Origin of the sequence: Nitrosomonas sp. Nm84 (genome assembly GCF_003201565.1) — a bacterium.
In the GTDB taxonomy this organism is placed as follows: Bacteria; Pseudomonadota; Gammaproteobacteria; order Burkholderiales; family Nitrosomonadaceae; genus Nitrosomonas.
In genome coordinates this window covers 25045-37536 of the sequence record NZ_QJJP01000003.1, presented here as the reverse complement: position 1 = coordinate 37536, position 12492 = coordinate 25045, and the positions used below count along the sequence as shown (strand labels likewise).

General features: G+C 49.4%; 8 protein-coding genes. 2 read left to right on the top strand and 6 right to left on the bottom strand.

Going from position 1 to position 12492, the window contains the following annotated elements; genetic code table 11:
• The first annotated feature begins 71 nt into the window (after positions 1–71).
• Positions 72–5912: an FG-GAP repeat protein gene (locus C8R34_RS02570; protein ID WP_110337547.1), complete on the top strand. Its 5841-nt coding sequence runs from the start codon at positions 72–74 to the stop codon at positions 5910–5912.
• Between the two features lie 25 nt (positions 5913–5937).
• On the opposite strand, the gene C8R34_RS02565 is transcribed toward C8R34_RS02570, so the two are convergent.
• The 6 genes from C8R34_RS02565 to tsaE all read right to left on the bottom strand — a co-directional run bounded on the left by C8R34_RS02565 (position 5938) and on the right by tsaE (position 11393).
• Positions 5938–6558, bottom strand: coding sequence for an ABC-type transport auxiliary lipoprotein family protein (locus C8R34_RS02565; protein WP_110337545.1), 621 nt, complete (start codon positions 6556–6558; stop codon positions 5938–5940).
• Positions 6555–7460: an MlaD family protein gene (locus C8R34_RS02560; RefSeq protein ID WP_110337543.1), complete on the bottom strand. Its 906-nt coding sequence runs from the start codon at positions 7458–7460 to the stop codon at positions 6555–6557. Before C8R34_RS02560 ends, C8R34_RS02565 begins: the two co-directional genes overlap by 4 nt.
• Positions 7433–8236, bottom strand: a complete 804-nt coding sequence (locus tag C8R34_RS02555) for an ABC transporter ATP-binding protein (RefSeq protein WP_110337541.1) — start codon at positions 8234–8236, stop codon at positions 7433–7435. The genes C8R34_RS02560 and C8R34_RS02555 overlap by 28 nt, the downstream gene beginning before the upstream one ends.
• On the bottom strand, positions 8233–9369 hold the full coding sequence (locus C8R34_RS02550) for an ABC transporter permease (protein WP_110337539.1): 1137 nt from the start codon (positions 9367–9369) through the stop codon (positions 8233–8235). Before C8R34_RS02550 ends, C8R34_RS02555 begins: the two co-directional genes overlap by 4 nt.
• 114 nt (positions 9370–9483) lie before the next feature.
• Positions 9484–10923, bottom strand: coding sequence for an N-acetylmuramoyl-L-alanine amidase (locus tag C8R34_RS02545; RefSeq protein ID WP_110337537.1), 1440 nt, complete (start codon positions 10921–10923; stop codon positions 9484–9486).
• Positions 10887–11393, bottom strand: coding sequence for a tRNA (adenosine(37)-N6)-threonylcarbamoyltransferase complex ATPase subunit type 1 TsaE (gene tsaE, locus C8R34_RS02540; protein WP_110337535.1), 507 nt, complete (start codon positions 11391–11393; stop codon positions 10887–10889). Before tsaE ends, C8R34_RS02545 begins: the two co-directional genes overlap by 37 nt.
• On the opposite strand from tsaE, the gene queG reads away from it, so the two are divergent.
• A complete protein-coding gene (queG, locus tag C8R34_RS02535; protein ID WP_110337533.1) occupies positions 11388–12485 on the top strand; it encodes a tRNA epoxyqueuosine(34) reductase QueG in 1098 nt (365 codons plus the stop codon). The two genes, tsaE and queG, sit on opposite strands and share 6 nt — an antisense overlap.
• Positions 12486–12492 lie beyond the last annotated feature (7 nt).

The following is a 12492-nucleotide window of genomic DNA, read 5'->3' as shown; positions in this document are numbered from 1 at the left end:
GGAAAGCTACATCAGCGGCACTTGCGGTATTCCTAAAGCTGCCGGATTGAAATTCATAAGGAGATTTGATCATGGCAATTATTAACAGTATCAATCTATCCAGTCTCGATGGCAGTAATGGTTTTCGTCTGGATGGTGTGGCAGCAGAAGATTTTTCGGGTTATGCGGTCAGCAATGCCGGAGACGTCAACGGCGACGGCTTTGATGATGTGATTGTCGGTGCTCGCGGTTCTGACCCGAACGGTAATAGCTCTGGATCCAGCTACGTGGTATTCGGGCGTGCATCCGGTTTTGATGCCGCCATGGATTTATCCATCCTTGACGGCAGCAGCGGCTTCCGTTTGGATGGAGCAAATGAGTTTGATAGTTTGGGCGCTTCGGTCAGCAATGCTGGAGATGTCAACGGCGATGGTTTTGATGATTTGATTATGGGTGCGCCTTATACAGATCTAAACGGCAGTTACTCAGGCTCGAGTTATGTGGTATTTGGGCGCGCATCCGGTTTTGACGCTGCGATGGATTTATCCAGTCTCGATGGCAACAATGGTTTTCGTCTGGATGACATTGTTAGGGGTCAATCTGCTAGCGGCACAGGAGACATCAATGGGGATGGCTTGGGTGATGTGATTATCAGCAGCAGTGGTCGCAACGATGACTATTCTTCTCCGGTCACCGTTGATTATGTGGTGTTTGGTAAAGCTTCCGGATTCAGCGCTTCGATGAATCTTTCCGACCTCAATGGCAGCAACGGTTTTCGCCTGGATGTTGGTACCTATAATGCTGTTACGACTTCGGTCAGCAGCGCGGGCGACATAAACGGCGACGGTTATGATGACGCGATTGTCGGCATCGTTTTTCCATCTAACAATAGAGGCGCCATACGAAGTACCGAGAGTTACGTGATATTTGGGCATGCTTTCGATTTTGGTGCTGCGGTAAATCTATCTAATCTTGACGGTAGTAACGGCTTTCGCCTGACAGGAGCGGATGCCAATTTGCATGGTGGGAAACTTGGAGTCAGCGATGCGGGCGATGTCAATGGCGATGGCTTCGGCGATGTGATCATCGGCGCTCCCGGAGATAGCCGAAGTGGTCATGATTCCGGTGCCAGCTTCGTAGTATTTGGGCGCGCTTCAGGATTTGATGCTTCGATAGATTTATCCAGTCTGGATGGCAACAACGGTTTTCGCGTGGATGGTGGAGAAGCGTTAAATTCTTTGGGCAGATCAGTCAGCGGCGCTGGCGATGTCAATGGCGATGGTTTTGATGATGTGATCATTGGTGTTAGCTCCATTGATCCAAATGTTACTTCCTCTGGTTTCAGTTATGTGGTGTTTGGTAAGGCCTCCGGTTTCGATGCTGTGATGAATATATTCGCTCTTGACAGCAGCACCGGTGTTCGCCTGGATGGAAGCAGTTTGGTCAGCGGCGCCGGAGATGTGAATGGCGATGGGCTGGATGATTTACTGATGGGTGATTCATCTGCTGATCCGAACGGTAACGCTTCTGGCTCCAGTTATGTGGTATTTGGCAGTAGCAATTTTAGAGGCACAAGAACTTTTGTAGGTACACCCGGGGATGACAATTTCACCGGCACCTCGGCGGATGAGCGTTTCGAGGTGGGCGATGGCAACGATACGATGACAGGTGGCGGCGGGGCGGATGTATTTTTGGGAGGGGATGGTGATGATGTCATCCGCGTGCCCGATCTCACCTTTCAGACACTGGATGGCGGTTCCGGTACCGACACCTTGGAGTTGACCAGTGGGAGCATCGATCTGGATCTGGCCAATGTTCATAACAAAATCGACGGTATCGACGTCATCGATCTGACCGGCGGCGATGACGATACGCTAACGTTGACTCTGACGAATTTGCTTGAGGTGTCGGACAGGACGCTGAAAGTCAATGGCGATGCAGGAGATCGCGTGGTGATACGCGGCGGTGGCTGGATAGATGGCGGTATCGATGGTGGTTATCACACCTATACCAATAGTGGTCAGACGATGCTGCAGATTAATGTGGCGGTGAGTACGGATCCACCGTTGCTCGGTGGAGTGTTCAGCCTGTCCAGCCTCGATGGTAGTAACGGTTTTCGCATGGATGGGGAGATGTATGATCTTTCGGGCAGGTCAGTCAGTACCGCAGGCGATGTCAACGGCGATGGCTTTGATGATGTAATTATTGGTGCTCCTGGCGCTGCCCCGAGTGGTATCAGCTATGTGGTATTTGGGCGCGCTTCCGGTTTTGATGCGGCAATGGATTTATCCAGTCTTGATGGTGGCAACGGTTTCCACCTGTATGGGGAAGCGTCTAATCTTTCGCTTGCACCGGTCAGCGATGCAGGGGATGTCAATGGTGATGGATTCGGTGATTTGATAGTCGGTGCCTATGGGGCTAATTCCGGTTACGTGGTATTTGGGCAGGCTTCCGGCTTTGATGCCGCGATGGATTTATCTGCTCTCGATGGCAGCAATGGTTTTCGCCTGGATGGTGGAGCAGAAGCATTCAATACGGGCAGATCGGTCAGTAGCGCCGGAGATGTCAATGGGGATGGTTTCGATGATGTAATGATCAGCACTTATTATGCGGGCTTGAACTACAACTCCTTCGGTGCCAGCTTCGTGGTGTTTGGTAAAGCCTCTGGGTTTGATGCAGCACTGGATTTATCCAGTCTGGATGGCAGCAACGGTTTTCGCCTGGATGGGGAAACAGCCTATGCTGGTACGAGAATCTCAGTCAGTAATGCCGGGGATATCAACGGCGATGGCTTTGCTGATGTGATTATAGGGGATTCTCTTGCTGATCCGAATGGTGATCGATCCGGTTCCAGTTACGTGGTGTTTGGGCGCGCTTCGGGTTTTGATGCGGCGATCAATTTATCCAGCCTTGACGGCAACAATGGCTTTCGTCTGAATGGAGCGGCAAGAGATGACTATTCGGGCAGTTCGGTGAGCAATGCGGGAGATATCAATGGCGATGGCTTTGGTGATGTAATTATTGGTGCTCCTGGTGCCGATCTGAGCGACAGCTATTCCGGTTCCAGTTACGTGGTGTTTGGTAAGGCATCAGGTTTTGACGCCATACTGAATTTGGCCAGTCTTGACGGTAGCAACGGTTTTCGCCTGGACGGCGCATATGGCGGCGGAGTGGGCAATCGAGTCAGCAGTGCGGGAGACGTTAATGGCGACGGTTTTGCTGATGTTCTGATAAGTTCTAGCGGTGGTGGTCTGAGCGCTCCTAGTTACGTGGTGTTTGGTAAAGCCTCGGGGTTTGACGCCACGCTGGATTTATCCGTTCTCGATGGCAATAACGGTGTACGCCTCGATGGTGTGACGGATTTTAATACCGGTGGCAGATCGATCAGCGCTGGTGCCGGAGATGTCAACGGTGACGGTTTTGACGATTTGCTGGTTGGCCAGGATTATGCCAGTCTGAATGGCGATGGTTCCGGTTCCAGTTATGTCATCTTTGGCAGCCGCAACTTTGGCCGTGCGGGATTTGATATCGTGGGAACGTCCGGCGATGATGATCTCACGGGCACTCCTTTAGCAGAACGCTTCGAGGCAGGCGGTGGCAACGACCGCATGACCGGTCGTGGCGGAGCGGATATTTTCCATGGTGGTAGTGGTAATGATGTCATCGGAGTGCCCGATCTTGACTTTCAAATAATAAATGGCGGCACCGGCACTGACACGCTGGAATTGATGGATAGCGACATTAATCCGGATCTGGCCAATTTCCGCGACAGGATTGTCGGCATCGAAACGATCGATCTGACCGGCAATGGTAATAATATATTGACGCTCACGTTGCCGGATTTGCTCAGTTTGTCAGGCACGACTGATATTTTCACCGTGAATGGCGATGCGGGAGACCGCGTTTTCGGGCTCATGGATGGTTGGACAGATGGCGGTATCGATGGCAATTATCGTATTTTTACCAACCACGGAACGGTGCTGCGGATAAATACGGCTGTGAGCACGGATTCGTTGAAGCCCGGCATCAACCTGGCTGATCTCAATGGCAGCAATGGTTTTCGCCTGGATGGATATGCGCTTGATCGTTCAGGTTCATCGGTCAGCAATGCAGGGGACGTGAATGGTGACGGCTTTGATGATGTGATTGTTGGTGCTTCAAGTTATTATGGCCACAGTTACGTAGTGTTTGGGCGGGCTGCCGGTTTTGATGCTGCAATGGATTTATCCAGTCTCGATGGAACTAGCGGCTTTCGCCTAGACGAAGGTGGCACGGTTAGCACTGCAGGAGACATCAATGGCGACGGTTTGGATGATTTGATCTTTGGTGTTTCTGGCACTTCTGATTACTATGGCATCCCGATCAGCGATGGTGATGGTTTCGTAGTATTTGGACGGGCTTCCGGTTTTGATGCTGTCATAGATTTATTTAGCCTTGATGGTAGCAACGGATTTCATCTGGATGTAGCTGGAAGCCAATCCGTTCCAGTCAGCGGCGCCGGAGATGTCAATGGCGATGGCTTCGATGATGTGATAGTCGGCGATTCTAATGCTGGCTCGAATGGCGATCGCTCGGGTTCCAGTTATGTGGTATTCGGCAAGCCATCCGGTTTTGATGCTGTCATGGATTTATCCAGTCTTGATGGCAACGATGGTTTCCGTCTGGATGGAGTGGCGGCAGGTGATCTTTCTGGTGGTTCGGTCAGTAATGCCGGGGATGTCAACGGCGATGACTTTGATGACGTGATTGTTAATGGTGGTGGCTCCAGCTATGTTGTGTTTGGCAAAGCTGCCGGTTTTTCTGCTGTAATGGATTTATCCAGTCTTGATGGTAGCAACGGTTTTCGCTTGGATGGAGCGAGTAGATCAGTTAGTGGCGCGGGTGATGTCAATGGCGACGGGCTTGCTGATTTGATCGTTGGTACGCCCAGGGGCGGTTCGATAGATTCAGGCTCGAGTTATGTGATATTTGGGCGCGCTTCGGGTTTTGATGCGATGTTGAATTTGTCCAGCCTCGACGGCAATAACGGGTTTCGCCTGGATGGCGTGACGGCGCATGACCTGTCGGGTTATTCAGTCAGTGGTGCCGGGGATGTCAATGGCGACAGATTCGATGATGTGATTGTCGGTGCCAAGTGGGCTGATCCGAACGGTGATTACTCCGGTTCCAGTTACGTGGTATTTGGGCGCGCTTCCGGTTTTTCTGCCGCGATGAATTTATCCAGCCTCGATGGTAATAACGGCATTCGTCTGGATGGTGTGGCGGCGCTGGATGAGTCGGGTAGTTCAGTCAGCGGTGCCGGAGATGTTAACGGCGACGGTTTTGACGATTTGATGATCGGTGCGCCTAGTGCTAGCCCAAACGGTGCTGGTTCCGGCTCAAGTTACGTCATTTTCGGCGGTCGTGATTTTGGTGGTGGCAGCGGTGGCAATGTCATTGCGGGTACGCCCGGGAATGATGTCCTCAAGGGTGCTTCTGCAGCAGAAATCTTCGAAGCAGGCGACGGCAACGACAAAATGATCGGTCGTGGCGGCGCGGATATGTTTCGTGGCGGTGCCGGTGATGATTATATCCAGGTGGCGGATCTTGGTTTTGGCTCGGTTGACGGCGGCAGCGGCAACGACACCTTGCACCTGGATGGCAAGGATCTGAATCTGGACTTGGCAAATTTCGGTAACAGAATCCACGGCATCGAAACCATCTGTTTATATGGCAGGGGCGACAATGCGTTGACGCTAACCGCAACAAATCTCCTAGATCTATCAGACACCAGTAATACGCTCAGAGTCAATGGCAATGCGGGAGATCACATTACTATCCAGGACGACGGCTGGGTCGACGGCGGCCCTCGCGGCTCTGGTTATTATCATGTGTACACCCATGACGACGCGGTATTGCTGGTGGGGCAGAATGTCACGGTGGATTTTGCGTAGCGAGCCGTTGAAAAAATATCGGCGGCTAGTGGCGAGGCAATTCAGCGGCTAACCATGCAATCAATTGATCGATCAATTGATTGCTGGCGGATCCGAATGCGAATACGGCACCTGCCGCATCAGCAGTTGGTGCTTTTTCTGTGATACTAAAATCTTTCTGGGCAAGTAGGTTGCGCGAGCTGCGTTCTATCAAGCTGGCGCGCAAGCCGATGACGACGCGGTTGTCTTGCGTGGTATCAAATAGTTGCATGAATTCTTCCAATTCGATGTGCAAAATGTAGTCGGTTTTCGCCGTACTGCTACTTTTTATGACTTGCTCGTCGGTATTGGCGACAATACGGTCGCGTATTTGCTGAGTCAGTATGGCAGCCGGCGATGCTCTCCAACGGCTGTTGGCGTAGCTATACGATTGAGATGGATTATGATAGAGCAGCCGGTAATGAATTGCGGTGCTGTCCAGCCATGTTGGCACGGTAGCATCGGCGATGAGTATGCTTTTTCTGTGCTTATGCGATGGCTGCAATCTGTCCTGAGTATGCGACTGTGTGCCTAAATCGTAAGTAGCCATTGCCGAATGGGATTTGTGCAATGCGGTACAACCTGAAAATAGACATGCAATTACAATCAATAGAAGAACTTTCATCATTTGAAATTCTCAACGGGAACGGGTGATGTGAAGCCTGTTTCTCCAGGTCCGGGTGATGCTGACGAGCGACCGAATATCAGGCTTTGCGGATTCTCTTCCAATTGATGCAGTACCCGGTCGAGATTATTTGAATTACGTGCGATGCTGTTACTCACTTTATGTAGTTCAGGGATTGTTGTTGCTAATTCCTGCGCGCTTTGCGACAAGCTGTCAAAGATACCTTCTTTCTGATTGGCTTTTGCCAGTGCAAGATTGATTTCACCGAGCAATTGATCAAGACGCTTAACCAGAGTGGCGGATTCAATGGTCAGTTCGGTGAAAGACTTTAATACGGGTTGTAAATGCCCGGCAATTCCATCAAAGTTTCTGGTGGCTTTTTCAATATTTTGCAAGATTTTGGCAACTTGCGTTTGATTCTGATCGTCAATCAATTGATGCATTTTCAATACCAATTGATTGACATTGCTCAGTAAATCCTGGCCGGATCCGGTCACTTCATCGAGTAACGACCGGCGCATTGGAATCGATGCATCCGGCGGTAATGGTTCATTGTCGACGCCATCATCATTCAATTGTATATAAGCGAGTCCGGTAACACCTTGGTATCCTAACTGTGCATACACCGATTTGCTGAGCGCCACATTCTCATTAATCAGGATATGAACAAGAATTTGGCGTAAATTATCGGGATCAAACTCGATATTTTCAACTTTACCAATATTAACACCGCGATAGTGTACGGCGGATTGCGGGTTCAGTCCGCTCACCGATTCTTTGGTTATCACGAGATAAGCGTTATACCGAATATTGCTGCCGCTGAACTGCATCGCAACTAAAGCGATCGCGATACTGAGGAAAATAACGAATAAGCCGGCTACGAGAGCGTGGGCGCGGTTTTCCATGTTTGCTCCGAATAATCTTTTTGATCAAATTTATGTCGTATGCTCTTAAAGAAACTGGTTGTGAATGGGTGCTGAAGGCGACATATTTCAGCGACAGTACCGGTTGTCACCACTTGTTGGTCAGCCAGCACAGCAATGCGGTCTGATAATGCAACCAAGGTATCGAGGTCATGAGTTACCATGACAATCGTCAGATCCATTTCGCTGCGCAATGTAAGAACCAGTTCTACAAAACTTTCGCTTAATTCAGGATCCAGTCCGGCGGTGGGTTCATCCAGAAATAATAATTCCGGATCTAATGCCAGCGCGCGCGCCAGGGCGACACGTTTGATCATGCCACCCGATAAGGCCGAGGGCATTTTGCTGGCATGTTCCGGTTCGATTGCCACCATATTCAATTTGATCATGACCAAATCACGAATCATATTTTCACTCAGTGTGTGTAGCTCCCGTAGCGGCAAAGCAACATTATCAAACACGGTCAATGCGCTGAATAATGCGCCTTGCTGAAACAGCACGCCGGAGCGACTGCGGATGCTTTTTTGCTGAAGACTGAGATTGGTAGGCGCGCTTCCAAAAATTTTTACGCTACCTTGAGTGGGTTTTTCCAGACCCAGCATCTGGCGCAGCAAGGTTGTTTTCCCGCTACCGGAACCACCGATCAGTGTCAGTATTTCGCCATGATAAATGGATAAATTGACATCTTTATGGACGACATGGTCGCCAAAGCGCGTATGTAGTCCTTTAATTTCGATGATGCATTCCGCGGTTATCATTGTTGAGTGAGCCCTACGTCGGAAAATATGACTGCAAAAATTGCATCGACGATAATCACCATCGTGATCGCGGTAACCACGGAAGTGGTCGTGCCTTCTCCTAGGCTCTCGGTATTGGGTTTTATTCTTAGGCCAAAATGGCACGCGATCAGCGCGATCACCATGCCACATACTACCCCTTTTCCTAATCCCAGCCACAGATTGCCGATCGGCACAGTATCGGGTAATGCAGTAATAAAATATTGATAGCTCAAGCCTAACTGTAATTCGGCTGCAACCATTCCACCCAATAGCGCCATGGTGCTGGTCCACATGACCAACAATGGCATGGCAATCCCAAGACCTACTATTTTGGGCAATACCAAACGTTGACTATGCGAGATGCCCATGACCGTCAGGGCATCCAATTCTTGTGTTACGCGCATGACACCCAATTGCGCTGTCATCGATGATCCGGAGCGACCTGCTACTAATATGGCGGCCAGCATGGGTCCCAATTCACGGGTAATGCTGATGCCCAATATATTGATGATGAAGATATCCGCGCCAAATAATTGCAATTGTTTCGAGGATAGGTAGCTCAGTACGATACCAATTAGAAATCCCACCAGTGCTGTGATTCCTAGTGCTTGTGCGCCGGTGCGAAATAAATTGGCGGAGATTTCACGCCAGGGAATGTAAACAGGGTGCCGGATTAAATAAACAGCATCAATCAGTAATTGACCGATCAGCGTGATCAGCCCCACGGTATGTTGCCATAGCAGTAGCGCTAGTCGCCCCAGGCTGGTGATGGGCCACAGGATATCGGTATATTGGGTTGCAGGTTGCGGAATAGGAGACTGCTCCAACCGCTCAAACATTTTTTCATGTTCCGTGCGTAGTTGAAGCTGTTTCGGACGTTGTGCCTTCCAAGCATGCCATAGCATCATCATACCGGCGGTATCCAATTGTTGGATGCCGGTTAGATCCCAGTGTAAGTCAGCATTGGCTGCCTGTTGAGTCAGTTCGTCTGCCAATGTTTCCATCACTGGTTCAAGCGCTGCCAACGTATAATTACCCGCAAGCGCTATGCGTTGCGTGCCTTGTTCATTACTCAGCTGATACCATTTTATTAGGGTTTGATCGGTGTGCATTCACTCATGCTTGCTTGGTAATCGTATATGTGAATTCTTTGGGCAGCGGTTATTGTATATCGTTTGCTGCGACAGTTTTAATGCGATTGCATTGCTTCACGAATGATGGTTGGTTTATTTTACTTGTGCCATTTCGGCGCGAGTGAGCGCCGGATTACTTGCAAAGTAGTTTCTAATTCCCACAAAAACCGCGTCGGCCATTTTGTTTTGATAAGTATTATTGCGTAACTTCTCTTCTTCTTTGGGGTTGCTGAGAAAAGCGGTCTCAACCAAAATGGATGGAATATCCGGTGATTTGAGCACGGCAAAACCGGCCTGCTCAACCCCCTTTTTATGCAAGTGATTGATGTCGCCAAGTTGTTTCAGAACGTGTTCGGCCAGTTTTACACTGTCGTTAATGGTTGCGTTGAGTGATAAATCCAGTAACAGCTCTTTGATATCTTTTGATTTGGATGTGATATCAATTCCTCCCATCAGATCGTTGTCTACGCTGTTTTCCTTGTCAGCAAGCCAACTCGCTGTGGTTGAGGTTGCGCCATGCTCGGATAGTGTAAATACTGAAGAGCCGTGCGCATGCGATTTGGGATTGGCATCCGCATGGATCGATACAAACAGATCGGCATTGGCGCGCCGGGCGTTGATACGTCGCTGCGGAAGTGAGATATAGTAATCGCCGGTGCGGGTCAAGATCGCGCGCATATTCGGTTCTTTGTCGATTCTTTCTTTGAGTTTCCTGGCAATTGCTAGAGTCACGTCTTTTTCGTGAGTGCCTTGATAGCCGACTGCGCCAGGATCTTTACCGCCATGGCCGGGGTCAATAGCAACAATGATGATTCGTGGAACCATCATGGGTTTGCGGTTTTTGGCGGCCTGGGAACCAGCGGTGGGTTGCTTCGATTGGCTTGCCTGCTGAGGTTTGGGAAGCGGACGGCTGGGCTGCGTGTGACTTGCCTTGGGTCGCTTACCACCCTGTATCAGTGTGGCAACCAATTCATCCAACATATCCGCCGTAGAATCAGCACCCAAACCGGCCTCGAAATTGGCATTCGAATCGGTTTTCGCTGCTTTGTCTGGATGGTAAATATCCAATATCAATCGATGTGCATAGTTTTCTTTTGGTGCAACCACAAAAGTGCGTGGCACTACATTCGCTTTCAAATCGAATACCAGCCGGATGACATCGGGTTTGAATTGTCCGATCCGCACTTTCTCCACTAGAGGATCGATGGCATTTACTTTCTGCGGCAATGTGGCAAGTGCCGGGGAAGGCTTGATATTGCTTAAATCTACGATAACCCGGTGCGGATTGTCGAGCATGCTGAGTTCATACTGCAGCGGCTGATTGGATTCCAGTGTGATACGGGTATAGTCCGGTGTTAGTCCAACACGCACGGATTTAACGGTGACATCTGCAGCGAGTGCAGGTTGGTTTAGCAATAGCAGCAGGCAGGTTAGAATAAGGAATGCCAGGAAAATACCTTTTGCACAAGCAATATTATGCTTACTAAAATAGGTGATCACACGCTGTTCTGATTTTTCCAATGTTCTAAGCATTGCTTTCCTGTCTCTGTACCCACTCGAATTTCGACACTTCGACCTGTTTCAAGTATTTTAAAAAACAGCTGAAGATCAGCCACAGGCAATAAATCTCCCGCTTTTTCAGGCCATTCCACTAAGCAGATTGAATCCGAATTAAAGTATTCGCGAAAACCTGCTTCTTCCCATTCAAAATAATCATTGAAGCGATAAAAATCAAAGTGATACAAGTATAACCTAGAAATTTTATAGATTTCAACTAAATTATACGTAGGACTTTTTACAATATGTTGGTAGCCAAGGCCGTGTAAAATACCTCGTGCGAATGTTGTTTTACCGGCACCTAGATTGCCAACCAGATTAATAACCAACCCGGCATGCAGGATAGCAGCCATTGCTTTACCAAAATTCAACGTCGCTGTTTCATCAGCTAGATCATATGTAAAGTGTTGTGCTGGCACAGAATCTGAAGAATGAATGTTATGCAAGAAAATACCTCAACGAATAAATTGCCTGATTACATTGCTTTGGCGACCGCCATTAAAGCGTGGAGCAAGGAACTTGGTTTTCAGGATACCTGTATCGCGGATGCCGGTGCTGATATGTCCGCAGTGGAATCCGGGTTGTTCCAGTGGTTGGATAAAGGATATCACGGCGACATGGATTATATGGCGAAACATGGCACCAAGCGTACTCGTCCCGCTGAGCTCGAGCCCGGAACGCAACGGATTATTTCGGTGTGTATGAATTACTCTCCGCCTGCTACCAAGAAAAGCTGGGATGTGATCAACATGGGGGACCAAGCCTTTATTTCACGTTATGCATTGGGGCGTGATTACCACAAGGTCATGCGCGCACGCTTGCAACGATTGGCTGATAAAATCACTGCAGCAGTAGGGCAATTCAATTACCGGGTTTTTTCGGATAGTGCACCGGTGATGGAAGTGGCATGGGCGCAGAAAGCCGGTCTGGGCTGGCGCGGCAAACATACCTTATTGTTGTCGCGTCAAGCAGGTTCGATGTTTTTTCTCGGTGAAATGTATACGGATTTACCGCTGCCCGTTGATGAGACAACTGGAGATTATTGCGGTAGTTGTTCCAAATGTATCGATATATGCCCAACGCAAGCCATCATTGCGCCGTATGAGTTGGATGCCCGGCGCTGTATTTCTTATTTGACCATCGAATTGAAAAGCAGCATTCCGGAATCGTTGCGTCCGCTAATTGGCAATCGAATCTATGGGTGCGATGATTGCCAGTTGGTGTGTCCATGGAATAAATTTGCCAGGATCACCAATGAAAATGACTTTCATGTACGGAATGGCCTGGATGATGTATCGTTGATTGCGTTATTCAGTTGGGATCAGGAAACATTTGAAACCAAACTGGCCGGCACGCCAATCCGCCGCATCGGTCACCAGCAATGGTTGCGCAATATCGCCGTCGGTCTGGGTAACGCGCCGTATTCCGGCGAGATTGTCACGGCATTGCAAGCCCGGTTGGATGATGCATCGGCTTTGGTGCGCGAACACGTGCAGTGGGCGTTACAACAGCAGGACAAAAAAAGAACAGAACAATAAAACAGTA